The sequence below is a fragment of the Pseudomonas sp. OIL-1 genome, assembly GCF_010669185.1.
Classification (GTDB): Bacteria; Pseudomonadota; Gammaproteobacteria; order Pseudomonadales; family Pseudomonadaceae; genus Halopseudomonas; species Halopseudomonas profundi.
On record NZ_CP048629.1, the window covers coordinates 1,220,658 to 1,246,497 of the forward strand.

The following is a 25,840-nucleotide window of genomic DNA, read 5'->3' on the forward strand; positions in this document are numbered from 1 at the left end:
CTCAGTCTGCGGGGTTCAGGGTCAACTTTAATGGCGAAGGGCCGGTCAGTTTAACGCGGCGCCCGGGGGGCAGCACCAGGCTGGCTCCCAGGATATCCGCGCGGATGGGCAGCTGGCGGGCTTCAATATCCAGTAGCGTGACCAGGGTGACCGAGGCCGGGCGACCGTAATCGAACAATTCGTTGAGCGCGCCGCGAATGGTACGGCCGGTCATCAGTACGTCGTCGACCAGCACCAGGTGACGGTCATCAATACTGAACGGGAGTTCCGACGGGCGCACCCGTTGAGGTAAACCGTGTTGTTCGAAATCGTCGCGATAAAAAGCGATATCCAGCGTACCCAGGGGCGCATCAGGGAAGCAGCGGCTATGCAGTTGCTTGGCAATCCACACGCCTCCGGTATGGATGCCGACGAAGGCCGGGTCGCTGCGCTGATGGTGCTCCAGATAACGGGTCAGTTCCTCGGCCATGCTGTCGAGCAGCGGGTCAACCTCGGGTAGGGCGGTCATTGACTCTCCTTGGACAGATTACCCAGCCAGGTCTCGAGCAGCAGGGCTGCTGCCAGACTGTCGACCGGGCTGTCTCTATAGCTGGTCGGGCTGCGGCCGGTGTCACGCAGCTGTTGCTTGGCTTCGAAAGTGGACAGGCGCTCGTCAATGCAATGGGCGGTCACGCGGAAACGGCCTTCGAGCCGTCTGGCGAATTTCTCGGCGCGAGCGCTCATCGCGCTAGGCGTGCCGTCCATGTTGATCGGCAGTCCTACCACGAGTGCGTCGGGCTTCCATTCATCGATCAACCGGGCGATCTGATTCCAGTCAGGAATACCGTCGCGGGCGCGCAGTACAATCAGCGGCTCGGCGCTGCCGGTCAGGCTCTGGCCAACCGCAACGCCGATTTGTCGGGTACCGAAGTCGAAACCCAGTACGCGTACCGCTGGGGTCATCAGGCGTGCCCTGCCTGGCTGGTCAGCAAGCTGAGGTCTATTCCCAGCGTGCGCGCCGCTGCACCAAGCCGTTGTTCGCTCGGCATCCCGAACAGGATGTGGTGATCCGCCGGGCAGCTCAGCCAGGCGTTATCGCCCAGTTCCTGATCGAGCTGACCTGGCTCCCAGCCGGCATAACCCAGCGCCACCAGTGATTCTTCCGGGCCCTGACCGTTGACCATGTCAAACAGGATGTCCCGTGAGGTGGTTAGCTGAATAGACCCCAGATCGAGGGTGGCTTCCCAGCGCCGCGTTCCTCTATGAAGAACAAAGCCCCGTTCGGTCTGGATAGGCCCGCCGCTGTACACCGGTATGTCGGCGATATCGGAGGGTACATCCAGCTCAGGGGAAGTCTGCTCGAGAATATCGCTCATGCTCAGGCCGCTGAGCTGGTTGACGACCAGCCCCATTGCGCCTTCTTCACTGTGATCGCACACGTAAATGAGACTGTGCATGAATCGCGGATCCGCCATGTGCGGCATGGCGATCAGGAAATGATGGGTCAGATAGTTCGAGGTAATGTCGGTCATGCCCATAGTATTGGGGGTAGCACTGACCGCTGCAAGCGCGAAGCTACAGAGGATGTCGGATTATGCAATTGGCTGGGCGCATCGGCGGAGATTGGAGGACGATACCAATCAGAAGCTGGAAACCCGGTCACCCGGTTCAAAACGCCAGGTGCGGATCAGCTCCAGAACGTCGACATCCATCAGATCGCCGGTGAAGGGAGCGAAGGGCGCGGCGAGACGAACGATGCGCAGCGCTGCATTGTCGAGCACCCGTTGCCCTGAGCTTTCAAGAATCTTCACGTCACGCAGGGTGCCGTCACGGTTGATTTGCACCTGCATACGCAAACTGCCGTAGATCCGCTGGTCACGGGCCTCGGCTGGATAGTTCTGGTTGCCGATGCGCTCGACCTTCCGCCGCCAGGCTTCCTTATAGTAGGCGCCCTTGTCCTGCATGGTCGAAGCGGCATTCAGGCGGTGGATACGTGGACGTTTGGCATACTGTTGGCGCTCTTCGGCGAGTTGGGCCTCAAGACTGGCGATTTCCTGAGACAAACGCGACATATCGAAGCGCTGGGTCGGCCGCGGTGACTCGACTGGCTCAGGTCTTTCCGGGGCTTTGCTGACCCGGTCGGGGCTGGGCGCGGTGGTGGTCACAGTCTGTTGTGGTTGCTCCGGCTCAGGTGGTGGCGCGCTGATTTCCTGGGCCGGGCTGACCTCAAGAATCTCGGTGTCCTGGAAAGGGGCTTCCTCGACGGTGCTGGGCGCGGCCTTTTCATCCAGGGTACCGCTACCTTCCTGGTTCATTTGCGCCAGATAGTCAGCTTCCTCCGGAGCCTCGTCCGATTGTTGCGTGGCAAGCGTGATCTCCAGCGATTTGGACAGCTCGCTGGGTGTCGGCAGGTCGAACGTGACGCCGAGAATAAGCAGCGCGTGCAGTACTGCCGCCAGGAACAGGGTGAACCCCAGGCGGTCACGGGACGTGACGGTCTGCTCTGTAACAGGGGAGCTGGCTGTAGCTGCGTTCTTCATGCTTTCCGTAGGCTGATAAGTGCGAGGGTTTGCTAGGGTCTGTTGCCGTTTCATCGCGAGCCGCGTTGCTGTGTCAAATGGCGCCAGGCAAGGCGCGGGACGCAGGCAATGGTTGTTCCCTTGCCAAGTCCCGCAACGCCGCATGGCGTCATTTGCCACGCAACCCGAAGGGACGGGGCCCGTTTAGCGCAGCACTGCGTTACTCGTCGCTCATTTGGAACAACCAAACTTCACTTCTCGTGTTTTGTTCTGCACGAAACGGGCCTCCGTCGCGGCCGCGATGAAACGGCAACAGACCCTAGGGTCTGATGGCGGCAAACCGTGCTATCCATTGTGCATCGCAGTCTGCCGCCGATCAGTGAAAAAGTCTATGCGCCCGGTCGCGCTTCCAGTTGGCGAGCAATGGCATCCATAAGCTGACCGCCGATGTCGGTGTCGTACGCAGCGTCGATCTCACGGATACAGGTGGGACTGGTCACGTTGATCTCGGTTAGATAGTCACCAATCACATCGAGCCCGGCAAACAACAGGCCCCGTTCGCGTAACACTGGCCCGACCTGGGCGGCGATCCACCGGTCCCGTTCGGTAAGCGGGCGTGCTTCGCCTGTGCCACCAGCGGCCAGGTTGCCGCGCGTTTCGCCTTTTTGTGGAATGCGCGCCAGACAATAAGGTACGGGCTCGCCTTCAATCATCAGGATGCGCTTGTCGCCATCCTTGATTTCCGGAAGATACTGCTGGGCCATGATCTGCTGCTGCCCGTGATTGGTCAGGACTTCAATTATGACGCTGAGGTTGGGGTCATCTTCGCGTACGCGGAAGATCATCGTACCGCCCATGCCATCCAGCGGTTTGAGAATCACGTCACGGTGCGTGCGGGCGAAAGCGCGCAGTATGTCTGCTCGGCGCGTGACCACGTTCGGTGGCGCGCATTGTGGGAACTGAGTGGCGAACAGTTTCTCGTTGAAGTCGCGCAAGCTGGCAGGTCGATTCACCACCAATACGCCTTCCTTTTCAGCCGCTTCGAGGATGTGCGTCGCGTAGAGGAATTCATTGTCGAAGGGCGGGTCCTTGCGCATCAGGATGACATCCATTTCCGCCAGGCTGGCGTGACGTTCTTCGCCCAATGCGTACCACGTCTGCGGGTCGGCGTGGACAGTGAGGGGGCGCATGCAACCCATTGCCTTGCCGTTCTGCATGAAGAGATCCCGAGGCTCAAGATAATGTAGCTCCCAGCCTTTGGCTTGAGCGGCCAGAAGCATGGCCAGGGAGCTGTCCTTCTTGTAATGGATAGCGCTGATTGGGTCCATGACAATACCAAGACGTGTACGCATTCGGTGCCACCGCTGTGATGTTCTGGAAGCGTTCGAGTTTACCCTCTGGGGCGCTTTCGGCAAAAGGTTGATTAAACTCGCAGAATGCTTCAGATATGAACAACCTTTATAGATTGGTCATATAAACTGTGCTAAAAGTACGCTCTAAGGGAATGGCTGGTCGGGGGGTAGGCACCATGCCGCTCAAATCGACCCATATATAAAAAGGGCTGGTCTAATGGAAGAAAATTTCGAGAGCCTGAAGGTCATGGTCATCGATGACAGCAAGACCATTCGACGGACGGCAGAAACGCTGCTGAAAAAAGTCGGATGCACTGTCATCACTGCGGTGGACGGCTTTGACGCCCTGGCCAAGATTGCTGACAATCACCCCGATATCATTTTTGTCGACATCATGATGCCGCGTCTCGACGGCTATCAGACCTGCGCGCTGATCAAGAACAACAGTGCCTTCCGTGCTACCCCTGTGATCATGTTGTCCAGCAAGGATGGCCTGTTCGATAAAGCGAAGGGCCGCATAGTGGGTTCTGATCAATACCTTACCAAGCCCTTCAGCAAGGAAGAGCTTCTCGGCGCGATCCGCGCCCATGTTCCGCAAACCCAAAACAAAGTCGCTGGTGCTGCCGGGGCCTGAGCCCTGCTCGCCGATTAGATTCTCCGGGGGAGTCCGATGGCTCGAATTCTAGTAGTGGATGATTCGCCGACCGAGCTATACAAGCTTACCGGCATGCTCGAAAAAAATGGTTTCGAAGTTCTCAAGGCCGAAAATGGTGCTGATGGGGTGGCGCTTGCCCGTCAGGAAAAGCCTGACGCGGTGCTTATGGATATCGTGATGCCCGGGCTGAATGGGTTTCAGGCCACCAGGCAACTGACCAAGGATGCCGAAACTTCGCATATTCCGGTCATTATCGTTACTACCAAGGATCAGGAAACCGACAGGGTGTGGGGCAAGCGTCAGGGTGCAAGGGATTACCTGACTAAACCTGTCGACGAATCCACTCTGATCGATACTCTCAAGTCAGTACTTGGCAGCTAAAGACGAGCGCACACTCGTCTAATGCCACGTTTGCAACCAGAACAGGGATGGCATGGCAGATTCTACTCACCCTTTCGATGTTCTCCAGCAGCTCGTTGCCCAGTGCCGGCAACAGGCCGCGGGTCTGCCTGCCCAGGAAGTGGTAAGCGAGACCTGGAGCGGAGTCGGTTTCCGACTGGCGGGCCAGTCGATGGTCGCCGCTATGGGAGAAGTCGCAGAAATACTGCACGAACCACGTTATACCGCCTTGCCAAGGGTGAAATCCTGGGTACGGGGGGTGGCGAACGTTCGGGGCCGGCTGTTGCCCATCATCGACCTCAGTCGCTTTTTCGGTTCTTCGATAAGCGTTCCGCGTAAACAGCGCCGCGTTCTGGTGCTGGACCGGGACGACGTGTTCGTCGGGCTGTTGGTGGACGAGGTGTTGGGAATGCAGCATTTCCCGGTCAGCACCTTTACATCCGAGACACAGGATGCGGCCGAGGCGTTCAAGCCTTATGTGGTCGGCGCCTATGTTCGGGAACAGGTTTCGCTGGTATTTAATTTCCGTGCGTTGGCGCGCGATCAGACGTTTCTCGACGTAGCGATCTGACCAGGGGCGGCCGGTGTTTGCCGGTACGCAAGAGTTCAAGCTTCATAAAGAAAATGCCGTGGGCCAGGTAGGGGCCAGATGATGAAAAAGCTCGATACACAGAAACTATCCGCCATGCGTGGCAACCGAACTATCACCGGCTTGTTTGCCGTCCTGATCGTTTCGTTGTTGTTGCTATTCGTCAACTTCCTTTACCTGAATATTCAGAGTGCATACGACACTGAATATATCGGTCACTCCGGTGAGTTAAGGGTGCTGTCGCAGCAGATCTCCAAATCTGCAACCGAAGCAGCTACCGGTACGCCTGAAGCGTTCGGCCTGCTGGCTTCCGCCCGCGATGACTTTCAGGAGCGCTGGGACTATCTGTCCGAAGGCCGCGAAGAAACTGGCTTGCCCGCGGCTCCGGCAGCCCTGCAGGAGCAGGTCGCTCGGGTACAGGACGACTGGGATCGGGTGCGCCAGAACGCCGATGTGATTCTCGCCAGTGAAGCCACGGTTCTGTCTCTACATGAAGTAGCCGTCACCCTGGCTGACACGGTTCCGCAGCTACAGGTCGAATATGAGGACATTGTGGATGTGCTTATCACGGCCGGTGCCAGCGCCAGCCAGGTCTCTCTGGCGCAGCGCCAGTCGCTACTCGCCGAGCGTATTCTGGGTTCGGTAAACCGGGTGTTGTCAGGCGATGCTGACTCGGTACTGGCTGCTGACAGCTTTGGTCGGGACGCGAGTCTGTTCGGACGTGTTCTACAAGGCATGTTGCAGGGTGACGAGGATCTGGGCATCGCCCAGGTAACCGATGAAGACGCCATCATGCGTCTGAACGACGTTGCCGACATGTTCAGCTATGTATCGGATTCGGTCGACGAGATCCTGCTGACCTCGCCGGAGCTGTATCAGGTACGCCTGGCCGCCAATGATATTTTCACCGATTCCCAGCTACTGCTGGAAAACGCGTCTGACTTGTCTCGCGGATTTGAAGAGCGTAGCGACGCGCGCTGGACGAATACCCTGGTGGGTTACGCGCTTGCTCTTATAGCGCTTGGCTGCATTTTCCTGATCGGCGTCCAGATGACGCGAGAAACCCGTGCGCGCCTGGCCGAAACCGCAGAAAAGAACGAACGCAACCAGGCCGCTATTCTGCGTCTGCTCGACGAAATTGCTGACCTGGCCGATGGTGACCTGACAGCCGAAGCCACAGTGACTGAAGATTTTACGGGTGCCATCGCCGACTCGATCAATTTCTCGATCGACCAGCTGCGCGCCCTGGTGGAAACCATCAACCATACAGCCCTGCAGGTCGCTACAGCCGCCCAAAGCACGCAGAGCACCGCGATTCATCTGGCCGAGGCTTCCGAGCATCAGGCCCAGGAAATTGCCGGAGCCTCGGCTGCTGTCAACGAAATGGCCGTGTCCATCGACCAGGTGTCAGCCAACGCCGCAGAGTCCTCAGCAGTGGCCGAGCGCTCAGTGGCGATTGCCAACAAGGGCAACGAAGTGGTGCAGAACACCATCGTGGGTATGGATACCATCCGCGAGCAGATCCAGGATACTTCCAAGCGCATCAAGCGTCTGGGTGAATCCTCCCAGGAAATTGGCGATATCGTGAGTCTGATCAACGACATTGCTGACCAGACCAACATCCTCGCCTTGAACGCTGCGATTCAGGCATCTATGGCGGGCGATGCCGGCCGCGGCTTTGCCGTGGTCGCCGATGAGGTACAGCGCCTGGCCGAGCGTTCATCCGGTGCGACCAAGCAGATCGAGGCACTGGTGAAGACCATTCAGACCGACACCAACGAAGCGGTAATCTCCATGGAACATACCACTGCCGAGGTGGTGCAGGGAGCCCGGCTGGCGCAGGACGCCGGTGTCGCTCTGGAGGAGATCGAAAAGGTATCGACCAGCCTTGCTGCGCTGATTCAGAACATCTCCAACGCTGCCCGACAGCAGGCTTCCTCTGCCGGTCACATTTCCAACACCATGAACGTGATCCAGGAGATTACTTCGCAGACCTCCGCGGGTACGACCACTACCGCACGAAGCATTGGCGAACTGGCGAAGCTGGCAGAAAGCATGCGCCAGTCAGTTGACGGCTTCACCCTGCCGCAGCAGGACGGCTGACCGATGCAAGGGGGCCTACGGGCCCCCTGTAGCCGGCTAACGCGAGGGGCTTACTGTGAAAGCGTCGAACTGGTCATTGCAGCACCTGCCGGATATGGACGACACACAGTTCCGTCAGTGGCAGGCATTGCTTGAATCGCGCACAGGTGTCTGTGTGGGGGATCAACGCAGATTGTTTTTGCAGACCAGTTTGTGTGCACGGATGCGCGAGAAACAGATGACCGACTACCAGACCTACTACGAGCATGTAACTCAGGGAGCGATAGGCGCCATTGAGTGGTCGGCATTGCTGGACAACGTGACGGTTCGCGAAACCAGTTTCATGCGCCACAGACCGTCGTTCGATTGTGTGACCCGGCATCTTCAACAACGCTTGAGCAGTGTTTCCGAAAAGCGGCCGTTGCACCTCTGGAGTGTCGGCTGCGCTAGCGGTGAGGAAGCCTATTCACTTGCAGTAACGACCGCCCAATGCCTGCGTTCAGCTGGCATGAACGAGGATGGCTTTGGTATCTGGGCGAGTGATATCAGCCCCAAGGCTCTCGAACAGGGGCGCGTCGCCCGGTATTCCACTGCCCGGTTGGGAGGGCTCACACAGACAGAACGATCCACCTGGTTTAGCGCTCTCAGGGACGGACGGTATGAAGTCATACCGGCGCTGCGCGACAGGGTGTGCTTTACCCGCCTGAATATTCTCGAACTGGCCCAGGCCCCGATCCGGGATCTGGATATCATTTTCTGCCAGAACCTGCTCATCTATTTCCGTCGTTGGCGTCGCCGCGACTTGCTCAACCTGCTGGCCAGCCGATTGGCACCGGGCGGCATGTTGGTCATTGGTTTAGGTGAGATTGTGGACTGGAAAAATCCCTTGCTCGAGCGTGTACCCGATGACCGGGTGCAGGCCTATGTGCGACGGGAAAGTAACGGAAGTCTGGAGTGAATATGGGTGATCGGCATGATTATGTCGCCCTCGACTGGGTCAAAGGCGAAATTTCCGAGACATTGGGCCAGGCACGCCAGGCTCTGGAAGCTTTTGTAGAAAACCCCGAGGACTCAACACGTCTGCGTTTTTGCCTGACCTATATTCATCAGGTTCACGGCACACTGCAGATGGTCGAGTTTTATGGCGCAGCGTTGCTGGCTGAAGAAATGGAACAGCTGGCGCAATCCTTGATGCATGGCACCGCGAGCCGTGAAGGGGAGGCGCTGGAAGTCCTGATGCAATCGATATTGCAGATGCCGGCATACCTTGACCGGGTGCAGAGTGGGCGTCGCGACTTGCCGTTGGTGCTATTGCCGCTGCTTAACGATATGCGTTCGGCTCGTGGCGAAAAGCTGTTATCCGAAAATGCACTCTTCAGTCCGGACCTTGGGGAGCAAGGTGATATCGACCTGTCGCCGGCCCCCGAATTTGCTGATGATCTGATCGTCATGCGCCTGCGCAAATTGCGTCAGGCCATGCAGATCGCCCAGGCCGGCATCATTCGAGAGCAAAACGTCGCTGCCAATAGCCATCAGCTGGGCAGAGTTTTCGCTCGCCTGGAGTCGCTATTCAAAGGGGTTCCCTTTGGCGACCTGTGGACCATTTTCGCGGGCGTGGCCGAAGGACTCGAGCTGGGAACGATCGAGACAGGTACGGCAATTCGCAATCTGTTGCGCGAGGGTGATCGTGAGCTTCGCAGGCTGGTGGAGAAAGGCATTGCTGCGCGCGGTGAGACACCTCCTCCGGAATTGCAGCGTAATCTGTTGTTCTATGTTGCCAAAAGCCTGGGCAGCAGTCCGAGGCTGGATGCGCTCAAGGATCGTTACCAACTGCGTACCCTGTGGACCCAGGCCGAACGCGATGCCCAGTCATCGGGCAGCCGATTGGTGGGGCCGGATCGCAGTGCCATGCAGTCAGTAGTTGTGGCGTTGGGCGAAGAGCTTTTGCAAGTCAAGGAGCGGCTCGACCTGTTCGTACGCAGCGACCGTTCCGATCTGGGGAACCTCAAGGCCTTGTTGCCAACCCTGAAACAGATTGCCGACACGCTGGCGATGCTTGGGCTAGGCCAGCCGCGGCGTGTATTGCAGGATCAGATCGTGCGGTTGGAACAGCTCGCAAATGGCGACATCGAAGTCGATGATGCTGGCCTGATGGACATTGCCGGCGGGTTGTTATTCGTTGAAGCCAGCTTGCAAGGCGTTTCAGGGCAGGAGCGTGGCGAAGCTGCCGAGGCAGACGGCGAGTCCGAGACGAGTCAGGCTCCGGTTAGCCAGGACATGGCGCAGGTGCATCAGCAGGTAGTTCAGGAGGCGCGAAATGCGCTCGAGCATACTCGCGACGCCATCAATTCTTTCATTGCCCAGCAATGGAATCATGATCAACTCCAGCCTGTAGATGAATACCTCAACAGCGTTCGCGGCGGCATGGAAATGCTCGGATTGCAACGCGCCGCCGATACCCTCGGTGCCTGTCGTTTGTACGTTATCGAGCAGTTGATCACCACCCAGTCCATTCCCGACTGGGAATCGCTCGACGCATTGGCTGATGTAATTACCAGCATCGACTATTACCTCGAGCGCCTGGCGGAAGACGACAGTGACCGCGGTGACAGTATTCTCTCGGTAGCCGAGGAACGCCTTGCGGTGCTTGATTATGACCCCGCTGGCGTCTCCCGGCGCAAGGCTGAAGCCGACAATCAGCCGACCTCGGTAATCCCGGGGGAGGCGACTGCGGTGCAAACGCCGGCAGAAGAGATGGAAGACGTCGAGGAGCTGGATACCGAGCTGGTCGAGATCTTTATCGAAGAAGCGGGCGAAGTGCTGGAGGCCTTGGCCGAGTTCACGCCGATCTGGCAGGCCGAGCCGGAAAACCACAAGGCGCGCGCCGAAGTGCGCCGATCTTTCCATACGCTCAAGGGTAGCGGCCGGATGGTTCGGGCTGGCGTACTGGCCGAACTCTCCTGGTCAGTGGAGAACATGCTCAACCGGGTGATAGACCGCAGTATCGAGCTGACGCCGACAGTGTTCTCGGTAATCAATGCTGTACGTGAGCTCATGCCCCGTCTGGTAGAAGACTTTGCAGCAAACACCCAGCAGCAGTTGCCGGAAGTCTCCCGGTTGTCCGCTCATGCCGACGCGCTATCCAAAGGGCTGACACTGCCCGAAGACGCGCCCGCGCCCGTGCAATTGGCGGGTGAAGCAGCCAGCCTGGGTGAAGCCGAGCCTGAAGAAGTGGTTGATACTGAAGCGTTGGCTGCGGGTTGTGTTTCAGACCAATCGCCAGCGCTCGACGAAGAGCCTGTTGTTGTGCCCGAGAGCGAGCTGACCGAGTCCTCGTCCGAGCAAGCTATGGTCGAGGCTTCAGAGCCTCGCGAAGGGGATGAGCCGGAAGAGGACTGGATAAACGCCCAGCTAGACGCTGAACTGCTGAGTGCTGAACCTGCGGGGCTCGAGCCAGACGACGAGACCACTCAATTGCTACCGGCAGCTCCAGGTGATGTGGACGAAGAGCAGGCTCAAGCACTGGAAACAGGTGACCAGTCTGACGCACTGCAAACCGACGCCGACGCGACTGCCGCGATGCCGGAAACTGAGCAGGCCGAGGCCGAGTTGCACCTTGATGATGCCGAAGCGCTGGTTGCGGTAGACGCCGGCGTGGCTGAAGCGTCCGAAGGCATGGATCCAGTGTTGCTGGAAATCTTCAACAATGAAACACAGGTGCATATAGAGGAAATTCGTCGCTTCATCGCCCGCTGTGAAGACTCCGTGCCGCAGCCAATCAGTGATGCGTTGCAGCGTGCGCTGCATACGCTCAAGGGTAGCGCGCACATGGCTGGTATTCAGCCGATCGCCAGACTGGTCACGCCACTGGAAAAACTGGCGAAGGATTTCAAGGGCAACCTGATCGACGCCGATGCGTCGCTGGCAGCGCTGCTTGCCGAAGTCGTCGGTATGATCGAAACAGGTCTGGTACAGCTGCAATCGGACCCCGAACAAGCCATTGCAGGCTCCGATAGCTTCCTTGGACGGGTGAAAGCGCTCCATGATGAGGGACTCAGCCAGCTGGAAAGCCGTCGCTCCGACGCGGAAGACAGTCGCGATAACCAGGCAGGTTTACTGTCCATTTTCCTTACCGAGGGCATAGAGCTGTTGCTGGATGCAGCCGATGCGCTGCAGGCATGGCGCCGTGGGGAAGGTGATATCGACGGATACGGTCTGGTGCGTAGCTTGAGAGAGCTGGGAGAGGTCGCCGGCGATGTCGAGCTGAATACGCTGGAGACGTTGTGCCTGCGTCTGGAAGAAGTGCATGAGGCTATTCTCGACGGTCGATTGCAGCTTGATGACAGTGTCGCGTTAGCGCTCGAAGCGGCCCATGATCGTCTGATCGTAATGATGGATCAGGTCGCCTCCCATCAGTTTGTGGTGCCTGCCGAGAACGAGATGGCGGCGCTGCACGCACTGTTTGTTGACGAGCGTACGCCGGACGCCATCGTTTCCCTGGCGGAAGAGGAGCCGACCGGATCTGCCGAGGCGCAGGAACAGACTGTTTCGCAAGGCTCGCAGGACGATACACCGCCAGGCATGTGGCATCCGCGCGAAGCGGTTACCGATCATGAGCTGGTCGATATCTTCCTGGAAGAGGCGCAGGAAATTATCGAGAGTTCAGGCGAAAGCTTGCGCACCTGGCTCGACGACACGGGCAACAACATTGCGGTAGAAGCCTTGCAGCGCGATCTTCATACCCTCAAAGGCGGCGCCCGCATGGCCGAGATTCGCCCGGTTGGCGATCTGGCGCACGAGCTGGAGTTTCTCTACGAGGGGATATGCGAGTTCCGCTATCAACCCAGCGAGCATCTCGCCGCGTTACTGCATGCCTGCCACGACAGCCTTGCCGATATGGTAGAGGGCGTCACCGCCGGACGCCCGATCAGCGATGGCTTGGGATTGATCGGCGCAATACGCGCTTATCGGGCACATCCTGATCAGCCAGTGGAATTGCCATCCCGCGATTCAGCCGCGCAGTCGGAATTCAATGTCAAGGCGACGAGCTCTCCAGCTGCGGCACAACCTTCGGCATTCTCCCAGCCCATGCAAGGCATGCTCGCGATGTTCCTCGAGGAAGCGCGGGAGCTGCTCGAGCCCTGCGCTGCGCTGTTGCAGCGCAGGGAAGACGACCCCACGGCTGCGCACGATCTGTTGCACAGGGTGCAGACACTGAAAGGCAGCGCCCGTCTCGCCAACCAGCACGATCTGGCAGAGCAGGCGAAGTTGCTCGAAACCGCGCTGCACGAAAGCGAGCCTGACCATGTCGAGCTGTTGGAGCGCTCACTGAGCGAGCTTCAGTCGGCGATCGAAATGCTCGCTTCAGGGCAGGAACTGTCGGCAATCGACTGGTCGCTGACGGCGCATACACAGCCCGGCTCTGTAACGACTTCCAGCAAGTCCGCGGAAAAGCCTCGCGTTATCGACTCCGGCAAGACACTGGCCGACGTCAAGGCGATCCTTCAGCAGGCGATGGAAGCGGGTGACGAGCGTCGGTCGAACGCTCGTAACAGCGCTCAGGAAACCGTTAAAGTGCCGGCTGGCCTGCTCGAGGACCTGGTGAACCTGGCGGGTGAAACCTCCATCTTCCGCGGCCGTATCGAGCAGCAAGTGACCGATTTGAGCCATACGCTGCAGGACGTGGAAAGTACTATCGAGCGGGTACGGGATCAGCTGCGCCGGCTGGATATGGAAACCCAGGCGCAGATCCTTTCACGCCATCAGGAAGAAATAGAACAGGCCTACGAAGAATTCGATCCGCTGGAAATGGACCGGTATTCGCAGCTGCAGCAACTGTCCCGCTCGCTGTTCGAGTCGGCGTCCGACTTGCTTGATCTGAAAGAAACCCTGGCCTCCAAGAGCCGCGATGCGGAAACTCTGCTTATCCAGCAGGCTCGGGTGAATACCGAACTGCAGGAAGGTCTGATGCGTACCCGGATGGTGCCATTCGACCGCTTGTTGCCACGCATGCGCAGGGTAGTCAGACAGGTCGCCGGCGAACTGGGAAAACAGGTCGAACTGGTCGTCGGTAATGCTGAAGGGGAAATGGACCGCAGCGTGCTGGAGCGCATGATCGGCCCGCTGGAGCATATGCTGCGTAACGCGGTTGACCATGGTATCGAGATGCCGGCGGGGCGCGAAGCCGCCGGCAAGCCGGAAGAAGGACGCATTACCCTGGATCTGCGCCGTGAAGGCAGCGAGATCGTGCTACAGCTCGCTGATGACGGTAAGGGCATCAACCTGGATGCGGTACGCCGCAAGGCCATCGAGCGAGGCTTGCTGGATTCTGATGTCGAGTTGTCTGACGACGAGATTTTGCAGCTGATCCTCGAGGCAGGCTTCTCTACCGCCGACAAGATTACCCAGATATCGGGCCGCGGCGTCGGCATGGATGTGGTCAACGCGGAGGTCAAGCAGCTCGGCGGTAGCATGACGCTGGTGAACGAGCCGGGCCAGGGCACCGCCTTTACCATCCGCCTGCCCTTTACCGTATCGGTGAACCGCGCGCTGATGGTTTACTCCGGCGATGACCTGTTCGCCATTCCGCTGAATACCATTGAAGGTATCGTTCGTGTCTCGGGCTACGAGCTGGAGGCCTACTATGCTCCCGATGCGCCACCCTTTGAATACGCCGGTAAAACCTATGATCTGCGGTATCTCGGAGAGTTGCTGGTCACCGGCCAACAGCCCCGACTAACCGGGCATTCCTTGCCTCTTCCGGTGATCCTGGTGCGGGGGGCCGAACACAGCATGGCTGTCCAGGTGGACGCGCTGGCAGGCTCGCGGGAAATCGTTGTGAAGAGCCTCGGGAAACAGTTTGCGGTCGTACCGGGTATCTCGGGTGCCACCATCCTCGGTGACGGCCGGGTCGTCGTCATCCTTGATCTGCTGGCCGTGATTCGTGCCCAGCAGGCGTTGCAGTCACAGCAACGACTGGCCGCTGAGCGCGCTCAGAGCATTGCTGCGCCGCTCGAAGAGCGCTCGACGCTGGTCATGGTGGTGGATGACTCGATTACGGTTCGCAAGGTCACTACGCGACTGCTTGAGCGTCACGGTATGGAAGTGGTGACTGCCAAGGACGGCGTCGAAGCTATTGCCATGCTGCAGGATATCCAGCCGGATATCATGCTGCTGGATATCGAGATGCCCCGCATGGATGGCTTTGAAGTAGCCACCCTGGTGCGTCACGATGAGCGGCTCCAGAATCTGCCGATCATCATGATCACATCCCGAACCGGTGAAAAACACCGCGAGCGGGCGCGGACTATCGGTGTTAACGATTACCTCGGCAAGCCCTATCAGGAAACCGAGCTGCTCGAGGCGATAGGCAAGCTGGTTACCATTCGTGAATGAGACGCCGGCACCGGCCATTGCCTTGCTCGCCAGCCAGCCAGCCAAGCGAAAGCTGCTGGCTGAGGTGTTGGTCGAGTTCGGCTATCGGGTTGTCTTCGCCAATGAGCCTGAGCGGCTGGATTGTGCGCAACTGGCGGCGGTTGATACTGACGCATGGTTGCTCGAGTTATCGGAAGAATCAGAGCTTGCCGAGTGGCTGCTTGAACATAGCCCGGTCCCGGTTCTATTGGGGACGGGGGAAGTACCTGACCGGCACAACGAGGAGTACCCACGCTGGAAACGCAGGTTGTATAACAAGCTTCAGCCTCTGCTGGGCGACCCGCCCGAGGGGCAAGCGCCGAACTTGTCGGTAGCGCCTCCAAACCAGTCAGGGGTGCCTGTTGCGCGTTGCGTCTGGTTGCTCGCGGCCTCGCTTGGCGGCCCGGCAGCAGTAAAAAGTTTTCTGGATGCGTTGCCTGCAGATCTGCCAGTAGCATTCGTTTACGCACAACACATCGATGCAGGCTTCGAGTACAAACTTCCGCACATTCTGGGCCGTCACAACAATTGGCGGTTCTTTAATTGCGAGGAAGGCTCGCGTTTGCACGAAGGCGAGGTGATGGTCGCGCCTATCAAGCGCGCAATCGAGTTTGGTCCCGGCGGTGAGGTGCGATTGTCTGATCAGCCCTGGCCAGGCGCTTATCAGCCAGCTATCGAGGTGTTGCTGGATGGGGTCGTCAGGGCTTTCAGTCCGGGATGTGGCGCGATCATCTTCAGCGGTATGGGTGAAGACGGAGTGAGTGCGTGCGGCCGCATGCACGCAAAGGGCATGCAGGTGTGGACGCAGAGTGCGGAAAGCGCAGCCTGCGCGACGATGCCGCTGGCGGTCCAGCTTGCCGGATACAGCAGTCGGCAGGGATCACCGGAGGAGCTCGCAACGGCGATGCAACAGTGGGTCGACCAGGAATGGCTCGTTGCGCTCTAGCGCTGCGGAAAAATCAGCGCAGCCGTGGCCCGATACACTCATGCGAATTGGCAGGTTGCAGGCTGCGTCAATGCATGGCGTGCCTGCTGCAAAGCGGCGGGGTGACAACATGATCACGACGAAGGGTCGATAGACCTGGCGCCACGGATATTATCGAGAGGACAAGATGGCAACGTCAGATGCATTGGAAAGCTTGAACGGACTGGTTGTACCGCTCGCTTCAAAACCCCTGTTACTGCCTAACATCGCGGTTGCCGAGCTGGTGGGATACCGCCTGAGCCAGCCAGCTACCGAGGGGCCCGAATGGTTTCTCGGCTGGACAACCTGGCGGGATCAGCTGGTCCCCTTGATTGATCCGGAACGCCTGCTGGGACAAACCCCTTCGGCGGACAGCTCCGCCCAGCCTCGTACACTGGTGCTCAACGCGCTGGGCGGCGGGTCAGGGCTGAAGTTTGTTGGCATGCGGATCTCTGCCATCCCGCGGTCACGCAAAGTGATTCGTGGCGAAATCGAAACCACAGACGAAGGTGCTGAGTTCGTCCTCCAGGAAGTCAGCCTTGGTGGCGATTCGCAGAGCATGTTGATCCCCGATCTGCTGGCCATCGAACAGGCGTTGGCCGATACCGGATTGCTACGCGCCTGACAGGCGGCTCGCAACATCCTTTGGCCGGGTTTGATCCCGGCCGGTTCTTCAGTCTGCTACCGGAATACTGAAGCGGGCTTCGGTACCACCGCCGCCGCGGTTGAGCAGCTGTACCGTTGCGCCGTGGGTATCGGCTATGCGCTTGACGATCGCCAGGCCCAATCCGGTTCCCTTGATCGAGCGCGCCCGGTCGCCCCGGGTGAAGGGCGTAAACAGCGATTCCGATTCGGCCGGTTCGATGCCGGGCCCCCTGTCCAGCACTGCAACGACTAGATAACGCTGGGCACCGGTGCGGGTTTCGTAGGTGCAGACTTCAACCCCTGCGCCGCCGTGCTTGAGCGCGTTTTCAATCAGGTTGGTTATCGCGCGCTTGATCGATAGTCGACGTAGCGGTGTGATCGGAACGGGCTCAAGACACAGTCGTACCTTTTCCTCTCCGGTATTGAGCGGCGCGGCTACTTCCCTGATCAGCTCATTGATATCCGCCGGCTCGGAAGCCTCGGCATTACCTTCGCGGATGAATGCCATGAACTGGTCGAGGATCGCGTCCATATCCTCGATATCCCTGATCATTCCCTCGGTGAGTTCAGGGTCGCTGGATGACAGCATTTCGGTTGATAGCCGCATGCGTGTCAGCGGTGTGCGCAAATCATGCGACACCCCCGCGAGCAACAGAGTGCGATCACGGTTGGCCTGCTCGACGTCATGTGCCATCTGATTGAAGGCCCGGTATACCTCGGCAATTTCTGCCGGCCCTCCGGTATCCAGCAGCCGGATTCGCTGCCCGCGTCCGACCCGCCGGGCGGCCAGTTCCAGTACCTTGAGCGGTCTGTTCAGCTGGCGCACGAAGATCCAGGCGGTTGCAGTGGACAACATACCGATCAATAACAGCCAGGTGACCACCCACCAGATGCGCTGGCCGCGTAGCGGATGCGCATAAAGCGGAACCTTCAGCCAGTTATTCCCATAATTGGCTTGATGGATCCAGATGGCTGGCTCTTCCTGGGTCCGCACCCGTACCTGGGTGCGGTCACCGAGCTCGTCGCGTACCTGATTGGTGAAAATGCCTGAATAAGGCCAATGGATTTCCCCTTGCGGAACATTTTCCTCGGCAACCAGCTCCATGCCGGTCATACGTTCAAGGTCACTACGCGCTTCGGGATTGCTGGTCCAATAGGCATGTACCAGCATCGCCGTGCCATGGCTATATTGGCGGTCGACCAGCAGATCCTCGTTGCTCATCAGATAGACAATGGTGAGCAGCTTGGAGAACAGCGTGACCACCAGCACCAGGAGGAGGGTTCGGGCGAAAAAACTACGCGGCAGTAAAGGATGCCAGCCGGGACCTCCCTTCACTTGCCGTCCGGTACGAATACGTAGCCCACGCCCCAGACTGTCTGGATATAGCGTGGCTTTGACGGGTCGGGTTCAAGCATGCGGCGCAGGCGGGAAATCTGGACGTCAATCGAGCGTTCCAGCGCATCCCATTCGCGGCCGCGTGCCAACTGCATCAACTTGTCCCGCGTCAACGGCTCGCGTGGATGCTGGACCAGCGCCTTGAGCACGGCGAATTCCCCGGTGGTCAGCATATGGACTTCGTCGCCCCGTTTGAGCTCGCGGGTCGCCAGGCTGAGCACGAAATCGCCGAAGGTTACTTCGTTATCATCCGAGCTCGGCGCGCCTGGCACCTGCGGCGACTGTCTACGTAGTACGGCTTTGATACGTGCCACCAGCTCCCGGGGATTGAACGGTTTGGGCAGATAGTCATCGGCACCCATCTCCAGCCCTTCGATGCGGCTGGTCTCGTCGCCCTTGGCGGTCAACATGATGATCGGCGTGCGATTGCCCTGATCGCGCAGACGTTTGCAAGCCGTCATGCCATCTTCACCGGGCAGCATGAGATCGAGCACGATCAGAGAATAGAGTTCACGGGCCAGCAAACGGTCCATCTGCTCGGTGTTCTCAACGGCGCGCACGCGATAATCCTGCTCCGTCAGGAAACGCTCCAAGAGCCGCCGCAATCGTACGTCGTCATCGACAATAAGGATTTTTTCGCCTTCGCTGTTCATGCGTCTCGCCTTGTCTGATATAGAGATCATTGTCGCGCAAGCCGTCGGGTTTGCTCATTGACCCCTTGTTACAGGAAATGTCTGGTGGCGTTTGATCCGGGCTATGACGCCGCGCCGTCTCGTCACCTTTTCCAGCTTCGTATTAGTACACCTTAGCCGTTGGCAGCAAGGGCTGCTGCGTCCAGTTTCCTCGTTTACCGCGAGACTCGGTTATACTGCGCGGCTCGTTGAAAAGACTGGGTGCCCGTGCCGATGGAAAGTATTGCTTCACGTATTGCCAGCGAGCTGGCAGTTCGCCCCGAACAGGTGATCGCTACCGTAAGCCTTCTTGATGAAGGTGCCAGCGTTCCGTTTATCGCACGCTACCGGAAAGAAGTCACCGGCAGTCTTGATGATACCCAGTTACGTTTTCTTGAAGAGCGGCTGCGCTATCTGCGCGAACTGGATGATCGGCGCCAGAGCATACTTGCCAGTATCAGCGAGCAGGGCAAGCTGACGGCGGAGCTGGAGCAGAGCATCCGCGAGGCCGATACCAAAACCCGTCTTGAAGATCTGTACCTTCCTTATAAGGTTAAACGCCGCACCAAGGGTCAGATTGCCATTGAAGCCGGCCTTCAACCCTTGGCCGACCAGCTGTTTGACGATCCCGGCCAGGACCCCAGCCAACTGGCGGCCGAATACGTTGACGCCGACAAGGGCGTAGCAGACGTCAAAGCTGCGCTTGATGGCGCCAAGTACATCCTCATGGAACGCTTCAGCGAAGATGCGGGACTGCTTGAGCGTCTGCGTCAGGCGATGCGCCAGGACGCCCGCGTAACGTCACGTCTGATTGCCGGCAAAGAGCAGGAAGGCGCCAAGTTCCGTGATTATTTCGAGTATGACGAGGCGTTTCGCAATGTGCCTTCGCACCGGGCATTGGCCATTCTGCGCGGTCGCAACGAAGGGATATTGAGCATCTCGTTGCAGCTGGGCGATCCGGATGCGCCGTCGACTGCTACGCATCCCTGTGAGGGCATGATCGCCGAAGCCTTTGATATTACTGATCAGGGTCGCCCGGCTGACAAATGGCTGGCCGAGGTCGTCCGCTGGACCTGGCGGGTCAAACTGCTGGGTCATGTCGAAACCGAGCTGCTGGGCGATCTGCGTGAGGCAGCAGAAGACGAGGCGATCCGCGTTTTCGCCAACAATCTCAAAGACCTGTTACTGGCCGCACCCGCCGGCCCCAAAGTCACGCTGGCAATGGATCCGGGTCTGCGCACAGGCGTCAAGCTGGCCGTCGTCGATGCCACCGGCAAGCTGGTCGACACCGCCACTATCTTTCCCCATGCGCCCCGTAACCAGTGGGATCAGTCACTTGCGGTGCTGACGTCGCTGTGCAAGAAACATGGAGTGAATCTGATTGCCATTGGTAACGGCACGGCATCACGCGAAAGTGACAAGCTGGCCGGGGACCTGCTCAAGCTGTGTCCAGACCTGGAAATGCAGAAGATCACGGTTTCCGAAGCGGGCGCCTCGGTGTATTCGGCTTCCGAACTGGCTGCCAAGGAATTTCCCGATCTGGATGTTACCTACCGTGGCGCGGTTTCCATCGCGCGGCGCCTGCAGGACCCGCTGGCGGAACTGGTGAAGATCGAGCCCAAATCGATTGGCGTTGGCCAGTACCAGCACGACGTGTCCCAGCTGAAGCTGGCGCGTAGCCTCAACGCTGTGGTCGAAGACTGCGTAAACGCCGTGGGGGTGGACCTGAACACGGCTTCAATGCCCTTGCTTACGCGTGTATCGGGCCTGAATCCGACCATTGCGCAAAATATCGTGGACTATCGTGACGCCCACGGTGCGTTCGCCAGCCGTCGCGAGCTGCTCAAGGTCACCCGGCTTGGCGCCAAGACCTTTGAACAGGCAGCCGGCTTTCTGCGTGTGATGGGCGGCAATAATCCGTTGGATGCCTCCGCCGTTCACCCCGAGGCGTATCCTCTGGTCGAACGTATCGCAGGGGAAACCGGCCGGGACATTCGTGGCCTGATTGGCGACTCCGCTTTTCTTCGCAAGCTGGAGCCGGCCAAATTCACCGACGAACACTTCGGCATTCCGACTATCAGCGACATCCTCAAGGAGCTCGACAAGCCGGGCCGTGACCCGCGCCCCGAATTCAAGGCCGCCGCATTCCAGGAAGGCGTCGAGAAGATTGGCGACCTGACGCCCGGCATGGTGCTCGAAGGCGTAGTCAGCAACGTAGCCAATTTCGGCGCCTTCGTTGATATCGGCGTTCATCAGGACGGGCTCGTGCACATTTCCATGCTTTCGCACCAGTTCGTCAAAGACCCGCGTGACGTGGTCAAGGCCGGGGATATTGTCAAGGTGAAGGTGCTTGAAGTCGACGTGCCACGCCAGCGTATCAGTCTCACCATGCGCATGGATGATCAGTTGGGCGCCACTGCGTCGGGTGCCGCTGCGTCCGCTGTAGCTGGGTCTGCTTCGACTCGCAATGGCGAACGTCGCCCCCATCGCTCTGGATCGCGGGGCACGGCCAAGCAAGGCACATCAAAAGCTGGCGCTCAGCCCGCTGCGACTGGTACGTTTGCCAACCTGTTCGCAAACGCGAAAAACCTGAAGAAGCGCTGATATGACCGAACATCCGAAGCTGGCCGAGATCATGGAGAGCCGCATGAGCGCTTTTACCCAGTCGCTCGGTGTCAAATTTCACTCGATCGAGCGGGGCAGCTGTGTTTTGCGCCTGCCGGTGCTGGAACATCACTTCAATTCCACCGAGCGGGTACACGGCGGGGTGATTTTCAGTCTGCTGGATTCCGCCATGGGCGCTGCCGCCTTCAGCGTGCTGGAGCCTGATGAAAGCACGGCAACCATCGAAGCCAAGATTAATTACACCCGCGCGGTAACCGGCGGCGAATTGGAATGCACCGGAAAGGTGGTTCATGCCGGTACACGCACCATCATCGTCGACGGTGAAATTTGGCAGGACGGCGTGCTGGTAGCCAAGTGTCTGGGTACCTTTGCACGCATCTGAACGCTTCTATACTGTTAAAAAATCCGGTGCGCAGGGTGTCACCGGTTTCCATGCCCAAGGAGTGACAACCTTGTCACCAACGCTCAGCCAGTATCTCGAACTTCTTGGTCAGCCGACCTGCCGTGAGCAGTTGCTCGACTGCAAGCACGGCATCGAGAAGGAAAGTCTGCGAATTACCGAAATGGGTGCTTTGGCTCAGACCCCGCATCCCACGGCTCTGGGCTCGGCCCTGACGCATCCGACCATTACCACGGACTATTCCGAAGCACTGGTGGAGCTGATCACGCCGGTTTGTACCAGCATCGACAGTTTGTTCGAGAGCCTCGACCGTATTCACCGCTTCACCTATAGCCAGCTGGGTGACGAGCGGTTGTGGATCCAGTCCATGCCCTGTCTATTACCGGAGCGTGATCAGGATATTCCGATTGGCTGGTATGGCACTTCCAACATCGGCATGCTCAAGCATGTCTATCGCCGCGGTCTGGCGATTCGTTACGGCAAGGCCATGCAGTGCATCGCAGGCATTCACTACAACTTTTCGCTACCCGACCAGGTCTGGCAAGTGTTGCAGCAGCATGACGGCGATCAGCGCCCGGCGCAGGATTACCAGTCGGCCCGTTACATGGCGATGATCCGCAATTTCCGTCGCTACGCCTGGTTGTTGATGTATCTCTTCGGCGCGTCACCTGCGGTGTGTGCGAGCTTCCTGCAGGGACGCGACCACAGGTTGCAGCGGTTGGGTGACAAGAGTCTGTATCTGCCCTACGCGACCAGTCTGCGGATGAGCGACCTGGGCTACAACAACAACGCCCAGTCGGGCCTGAATATCTGCCACAACGGGCTGGATCAGTATATCCAGAGCATGCAGCAAGCCATCAGCATGCCTTATGAGCCCTACGCTGAAATGGGCACCCATGATGCGCAGGGCAACTGGCAGCAGCTCAATACCAATCTGCTGCAGATTGAAAACGAGTTCTATAGCCCGATTCGTCCCAAGCGCGTCACGCGCAGTGGCGAAAAACCGGTGCACGCGCTCGCAGCGCGCGGCGTGGAATATATTGAAGTGCGTTGCATGGATATTGACCCCTTCGCGCCGCTGGGGATCGAGCCCACCACCGCGCGGTTCCTGGATAGCTTCCTGTTATTTTGCGCGCTACAGGACAGTCCCGAATTCGAGCCTGCGGAATGTGAGGAAGCGGGCGTGAATTTCGACCTGGCGGTGAAACGCGGCCGGGAACCGGGCTTGAATCTGCAGCAGAACGGAACCGCGGTCGCGCTCAAGGACTGGGGGCTGGAACTGCTGAACGACATTGCTGCCTGCTCACGACTGCTCGATCAGGCGCATGCGACGTCCGACTTCAGCGACAGCCTGAGTCAGCAGCGGGACAAATTGCACGATCCCGATCTAACGCCTTCGGCGCGGGTGCTTGCGGAGATTCAGCGACACGGCAACAGTTTCTTCCGTTTTGCCCTGGCGCAATCGGAAGCGCACCGGGAATATTTCATGGCGCGGCCGCTCGATGCCGAAAGTCTCGACGACTTTCGGACACAGGTGGAGGAATCGCTGGCCGAGCAGACCGCTATCGAGGCGAGGGACGATGTGGATTTTGACTCCTTCGTCAGTACCTACCTGAGCCAGTAACTTCGATAGTTAGCCATCTCAATGTCGGAGCCTGACCCCAAGCTAGACGAGTCCGGCTCTGGTGGAAGTTCGGGGACAGCTGCCGCAAGCCGACAGGGCCGCGCCGACACGCTGCAGGTACGTCCCTGTAAGCTCGTCGATGACATCCATGTCATCGGACGGTCGACGCAACCCTGTCGCCTTGCTTCGCAGAAAGATTTGAGTTTCCGGATGGCACAAGCCAATACGGGTTCATTCTCCGCATCACATCAATGTCTGATCGAGCCCGCCGGCTGTCAGGGTGCAGCAAGTGTTGAAAACAGGGACGTTTTCACCAAGCCCCCAGGGATGGGTTCACGGCGTCTTGCGCAATCCTGACAGCTGGCGGGCGACAGCGCCGGGTGCCACTTTTAACTCACTGCGTAATGAGATTATTGAACAACAGATCCCTGACCAGCGGCTGACCTTCCTCTTCTTCCAGTACCTGCTGGACCGCTTGCAGTGCTTCGCTGCGCAGCTGCTCCTTGCCTTCCAGTCCTGCCAGAGCGTCCGGGGTCTGGCGAGCGAAGAGCGTGACCAGGATGTTGCGTATCAGTGGGTTGTGATATTCGATACGTGACACCGCAGCGTTATCGCTGGCACGTAGCGCCACGTCCACTTTCAGGTACTGCAGTCGCGGACCGGGGCCGATGGTGCCTATGAAAGCGGGTTTCAGATCCACGTAGGGTGAGGTGCCTGGGGTGTCGGTCGCCGCCTGGGCCGGCAATCCCGCAGAAATTGCCAAAGCTAATGCCAGCCATGCCTTCTTCAATCCTTTCACGTCTACTACTCCGCTGGTTTTGCCACAGCATATCCGAGCAGGGCTGTAGCGCCAATTCATTACGCCCGCCGGTCTTATGCATGCTGATCAACCGCAGACATGGTAATTGACCCGTGCGCGGCGTATGCCGCTAGACTGTTGGAAAACCGCCCAAGGGAGACATCATGAAAGCCGTATTATGCAAAGAGTTCGGACCGGCCAGCAGCCTGGTTCTGGAAGAGACTACCGATCCGGTCGCCGGCGATAACCAGGTCGTTATCGATATCCACGCTGCCGGGGTCAACTTCCCCGATACGCTGATCATTCAGGGCAAGTATCAGATCAAGCCGCCCTTTCCGTTCTCCCCGGGCGGTGAAGCCGCAGGGGTGGTGGCCAGCGTGGGCAGCAATGTAAAGCACCTCAAGCCTGGCGATCGGGTGATGGGCTTGACCGGCTACGGCAGTTTTGCCGAAAAGGTCGTTGCAGATGCCACAAAGGTGTTGCCGATGCCTGATGACATGGATTTCACCACCGCTTCCGGTTTCAGCATGACCTACGGCACTTCCATGCATGCCCTGACGCAACGTGGCGAGCTCAAGCCGGGTGAGACGCTCCTGGTGCTGGGCGCGTCCGGTGGCGTCGGTCTCGCGGCGGTCGAAATTGGCAAAGCCATGGGCGCTCGAGTTATCGCTGCGGCGTCTTCTGCTGAAAAACTCGAGGTCGCTCGCAATGCCGGCGCCGATGAGGTGATCAACTACAGCGAAGTCAGCCTCAAGGACGCGGTCAAGGAGCTCACCGGGGGCAAGGGCGCGGACGTGATCTATGATCCGGTCGGCGGCGATCTGTTCGACGAGGCGGTTCGCGCAATCAACTGGAAAGGCCGCTTGCTGGTCGTCGGTTTCGCCAGTGGCCGTATTCCCGATTTCCCGATCAACCTGGCGCTGCTGAAGGGCTCGTCAATTGTAGGGGTGTTCTGGGGTTCCTTCGCCGCACGCGAGCCACAGGCCAATCTGGACAACTTCCGCCAGCTGTTTGCCTGGCATTCCGAAGGGAAGCTGAAGCCGCTGGTGTCTGAGCGCTTCGCATTGGGCGAATATGAGCAGGCCCTGGAACTGCTCAGCTCGCGCAAAGCGGTGGGCAAGGTAGTCATGCAGGTTCGCTAGTATGGTGCGGGTCTGCTCCGTTCCGTCGCGGCTCGCGAGGAAACGGAGCAGACCTTGAAGAGTTGTGAGGCTGCTTACCCCAGCGCGCCAGCAAAGCCCTGCTGGCGCCAGGCCTCGAATATCAGTACTGCTGCGCTATTGGACAGGTTCAGGCTACGGCTGTCTGGCAGCATCGGTATGCGTAGCACCTGGTCGGCTGGCAGGCTCTCACGAACCTCCGCTGGCAAGCCGCGGCTTTCCGGACCGAACAGAAACATATCCCCCTCACTGAAGCGCACATCGGTGTAGCTGCGCGTACCCTTTGTGCTCAGGGCAAACACCCGCTGTGGCTGAACCTGGGCAAGACAGCTGGCGAGGTCCGGGTAGGTTTTCAGCTCGGCAAACTCGTGATAATCCAGTCCCGCGCGGCGTAGCCGCTTGTCGTCCAGCTCAAAGCCCAGCGGTTCAATGAGATGCAAGGTGCAGCCTGTATTAGCGCACAGGCGGATGATGTTGCCGGTATTGGGCGGGATTTCCGGTTCAAGCAAGGCGATATGAAACATGCTGGCGTATCGAGTCAGGGGAGTGGACGGCAGTGTATGCGGCC

The 25,840-nt window shown here is 59.0% G+C and carries 20 protein-coding genes and 1 pseudogene; 12 read left to right on the forward strand and 9 right to left on the reverse strand.

Translation table 11 applies throughout. From position 1 onward, the window contains the following. Nucleotide 1 precedes the first annotated feature (1 nt). The 5 genes from pyrR to gshB form a co-directional block, all read right to left on the reverse strand. A complete protein-coding gene (gene pyrR, locus G3M63_RS05670) occupies nt 2–508 on the reverse strand; it encodes a bifunctional pyr operon transcriptional regulator/uracil phosphoribosyltransferase PyrR (protein ID WP_150302076.1) in 507 nt (168 codons plus the stop codon). After that, complete coding sequence (gene ruvX, locus G3M63_RS05675; protein WP_163982117.1) at nt 505–942, reverse strand: Holliday junction resolvase RuvX; 438 nt, start codon at nt 940–942, stop codon at nt 505–507. Before ruvX ends, pyrR begins: the two co-directional genes overlap by 4 nt. Further along, complete coding sequence (locus tag G3M63_RS05680) at nt 942–1,511, reverse strand: YqgE/AlgH family protein (protein WP_163982118.1); 570 nt, start codon at nt 1,509–1,511, stop codon at nt 942–944. Before G3M63_RS05680 ends, ruvX begins: the two co-directional genes overlap by 1 nt. 108 nt (nt 1,512–1,619) lie before the next feature. Beyond that, nucleotides 1,620–2,519 carry an energy transducer TonB gene (locus G3M63_RS05685; RefSeq protein WP_163982119.1) on the reverse strand — a complete coding sequence of 300 codons (900 nt, stop codon included), beginning with the start codon at nt 2,517–2,519 and terminating at the stop codon, nt 1,620–1,622. Between the two features lie 368 nt (nt 2,520–2,887). Next, nucleotides 2,888–3,850, reverse strand: a complete 963-nt coding sequence (gene gshB / locus G3M63_RS05690; protein WP_163982120.1) for a glutathione synthase — start codon at nt 3,848–3,850, stop codon at nt 2,888–2,890. A gap of 217 nt (nt 3,851–4,067) precedes the next feature. On the opposite strand from gshB, the gene pilG reads away from it, so the two are divergent. The 8 genes from pilG (at nt 4,068) to G3M63_RS05730 (ending at nt 16,577) form a co-directional block, all read left to right on the forward strand. Continuing rightward, nucleotides 4,068–4,484, forward strand: coding sequence for a twitching motility response regulator PilG (gene pilG / locus G3M63_RS05695; RefSeq protein ID WP_150302081.1), 417 nt, complete (start codon nt 4,068–4,070; stop codon nt 4,482–4,484). Nucleotides 4,485–4,520: 36 nt separating this feature from the next. Beyond that, nucleotides 4,521–4,886, forward strand: coding sequence for a twitching motility response regulator PilH (pilH, locus tag G3M63_RS05700; RefSeq protein ID WP_150302082.1), 366 nt, complete (start codon nt 4,521–4,523; stop codon nt 4,884–4,886). Nucleotides 4,887–4,938: 52 nt separating this feature from the next. Further along, a complete protein-coding gene (locus tag G3M63_RS05705; protein ID WP_150302083.1) occupies nt 4,939–5,475 on the forward strand; it encodes a chemotaxis protein CheW in 537 nt (178 codons plus the stop codon). A gap of 81 nt (nt 5,476–5,556) precedes the next feature. Further along, a complete protein-coding gene (locus G3M63_RS05710; protein WP_150302084.1) occupies nt 5,557–7,596 on the forward strand; it encodes a methyl-accepting chemotaxis protein in 2,040 nt (679 codons plus the stop codon). Between the two features lie 94 nt (nt 7,597–7,690). Then, on the forward strand, nt 7,691–8,533 hold the full coding sequence (locus G3M63_RS05715; RefSeq protein ID WP_371923576.1) for a protein-glutamate O-methyltransferase CheR: 843 nt from the start codon (nt 7,691–7,693) through the stop codon (nt 8,531–8,533). A gap of 2 nt (nt 8,534–8,535) precedes the next feature. Further along, entirely contained in the window at nt 8,536–14,970 is a 6,435-nt protein-coding gene (locus tag G3M63_RS05720) for an Hpt domain-containing protein (protein WP_163982121.1), read from the forward strand. After that, the gene (locus tag G3M63_RS05725; protein ID WP_163982122.1) at nt 14,963–15,934 is read left to right on the forward strand and encodes a chemotaxis protein CheB; all 972 of its coding nucleotides are present in this window, start codon (nt 14,963–14,965) and stop codon (nt 15,932–15,934) included. Before G3M63_RS05720 ends, G3M63_RS05725 begins: the two co-directional genes overlap by 8 nt. Nucleotides 15,935–16,100: 166 nt before the next feature. Then, nucleotides 16,101–16,577, forward strand: coding sequence for a chemotaxis protein CheW (locus G3M63_RS05730; RefSeq protein WP_163982123.1), 477 nt, complete (start codon nt 16,101–16,103; stop codon nt 16,575–16,577). Nucleotides 16,578–16,625: 48 nt separating this feature from the next. Here G3M63_RS05730 and G3M63_RS05735 read toward each other — a convergent pair whose 3' ends face one another. Continuing rightward, nucleotides 16,626–17,933, reverse strand: coding sequence for an ATP-binding protein (locus G3M63_RS05735; RefSeq protein WP_256669956.1), 1,308 nt, complete (start codon nt 17,931–17,933; stop codon nt 16,626–16,628). Then, nucleotides 17,930–18,646: a two-component system response regulator OmpR gene (ompR, locus tag G3M63_RS05740; protein ID WP_150302089.1), complete on the reverse strand. Its 717-nt coding sequence runs from the start codon at nt 18,644–18,646 to the stop codon at nt 17,930–17,932. The genes G3M63_RS05735 and ompR overlap by 4 nt, the downstream gene beginning before the upstream one ends. 252 nt (nt 18,647–18,898) lie before the next feature. Between ompR and G3M63_RS05745 the strand changes: the two are divergent. From G3M63_RS05745 to gshA, 3 genes and pseudogenes are all read left to right on the forward strand, one after another. Beyond that, nucleotides 18,899–21,071: pseudogene (locus G3M63_RS05745) on the forward strand (Tex family protein); the annotation flags it as partial. 198 nt (nt 21,072–21,269) lie between these two features. Then, a complete protein-coding gene (locus G3M63_RS05750; protein WP_150302090.1) occupies nt 21,270–21,671 on the forward strand; it encodes a PaaI family thioesterase in 402 nt (133 codons plus the stop codon). Nucleotides 21,672–21,741: 70 nt separating this feature from the next. Next, nucleotides 21,742–23,313 carry a glutamate--cysteine ligase gene (gene gshA / locus G3M63_RS05755; protein ID WP_163982124.1) on the forward strand — a complete coding sequence of 524 codons (1,572 nt, stop codon included), beginning with the start codon at nt 21,742–21,744 and terminating at the stop codon, nt 23,311–23,313. Between the two features lie 394 nt (nt 23,314–23,707). On the opposite strand, the gene G3M63_RS05760 is transcribed toward gshA, so the two are convergent. Next, nucleotides 23,708–24,112 (reverse strand): flagellar basal body-associated FliL family protein, encoded by a 405-nt coding sequence (locus G3M63_RS05760; RefSeq protein ID WP_371923531.1) that lies wholly within the window; start codon nt 24,110–24,112, stop codon nt 23,708–23,710. A 164-nt stretch (nt 24,113–24,276) separates the two neighbouring features. Between G3M63_RS05760 and G3M63_RS05765 the strand changes: the two genes are divergently transcribed. Next, the gene (locus tag G3M63_RS05765) at nt 24,277–25,254 is read left to right on the forward strand and encodes an NADPH:quinone oxidoreductase family protein (RefSeq protein ID WP_150302093.1); all 978 of its coding nucleotides are present in this window, start codon (nt 24,277–24,279) and stop codon (nt 25,252–25,254) included. A 74-nt stretch (nt 25,255–25,328) separates the two neighbouring features. Here G3M63_RS05765 and trmL read toward each other — a convergent pair whose 3' ends face one another. Beyond that, nucleotides 25,329–25,796, reverse strand: coding sequence for a tRNA (uridine(34)/cytosine(34)/5-carboxymethylaminomethyluridine(34)-2'-O)-methyltransferase TrmL (gene trmL, locus G3M63_RS05770; RefSeq protein WP_163982126.1), 468 nt, complete (start codon nt 25,794–25,796; stop codon nt 25,329–25,331). Nucleotides 25,797–25,840: the final 44 nt, after the last annotated feature.

What these genes read in the sequence shown, in the direction of transcription:
- ruvX (WP_163982117.1), bottom strand. Translation starts at nt 942, where the DNA reads ATGACCCCAGCGGTACGCGTACTGGGTTTCGACTTCGGTACCCGACAA.
- ompR (WP_150302089.1), bottom strand. Translation starts at nt 18,646, where the DNA reads ATGAACAGCGAAGGCGAAAAAATCCTTATTGTCGATGACGACGTACGA.
- pilH (WP_150302082.1), top strand. Translation starts at nt 4,521, where the DNA reads ATGGCTCGAATTCTAGTAGTGGATGATTCGCCGACCGAGCTATACAAG.
- G3M63_RS05705 (WP_150302083.1), top strand. Translation starts at nt 4,939, where the DNA reads ATGGCAGATTCTACTCACCCTTTCGATGTTCTCCAGCAGCTCGTTGCC.
- G3M63_RS05710 (WP_150302084.1), top strand. Translation starts at nt 5,557, where the DNA reads ATGAAAAAGCTCGATACACAGAAACTATCCGCCATGCGTGGCAACCGA.
- G3M63_RS05730 (WP_163982123.1), top strand. Translation starts at nt 16,101, where the DNA reads ATGGCAACGTCAGATGCATTGGAAAGCTTGAACGGACTGGTTGTACCG.
- pilG (WP_150302081.1), top strand. Translation starts at nt 4,068, where the DNA reads ATGGAAGAAAATTTCGAGAGCCTGAAGGTCATGGTCATCGATGACAGC.
- G3M63_RS05720 (WP_163982121.1), top strand. Translation starts at nt 8,536, where the DNA reads ATGGGTGATCGGCATGATTATGTCGCCCTCGACTGGGTCAAAGGCGAA.
- G3M63_RS05680 (WP_163982118.1), bottom strand. Translation starts at nt 1,511, where the DNA reads ATGACCGACATTACCTCGAACTATCTGACCCATCATTTCCTGATCGCC.
- G3M63_RS05750 (WP_150302090.1), top strand. Translation starts at nt 21,270, where the DNA reads ATGACCGAACATCCGAAGCTGGCCGAGATCATGGAGAGCCGCATGAGC.
- trmL (WP_163982126.1), bottom strand. Translation starts at nt 25,796, where the DNA reads ATGTTTCATATCGCCTTGCTTGAACCGGAAATCCCGCCCAATACCGGC.
- G3M63_RS05685 (WP_163982119.1), bottom strand. Translation starts at nt 2,519, where the DNA reads ATGAAGAACGCAGCTACAGCCAGCTCCCCTGTTACAGAGCAGACCGTC.
- G3M63_RS05715 (WP_371923576.1), top strand. Translation starts at nt 7,691, where the DNA reads ATGGACGACACACAGTTCCGTCAGTGGCAGGCATTGCTTGAATCGCGC.
- G3M63_RS05765 (WP_150302093.1), top strand. Translation starts at nt 24,277, where the DNA reads ATGAAAGCCGTATTATGCAAAGAGTTCGGACCGGCCAGCAGCCTGGTT.
- gshB (WP_163982120.1), bottom strand. Translation starts at nt 3,850, where the DNA reads ATGCGTACACGTCTTGGTATTGTCATGGACCCAATCAGCGCTATCCAT.
- pyrR (WP_150302076.1), bottom strand. Translation starts at nt 508, where the DNA reads ATGACCGCCCTACCCGAGGTTGACCCGCTGCTCGACAGCATGGCCGAG.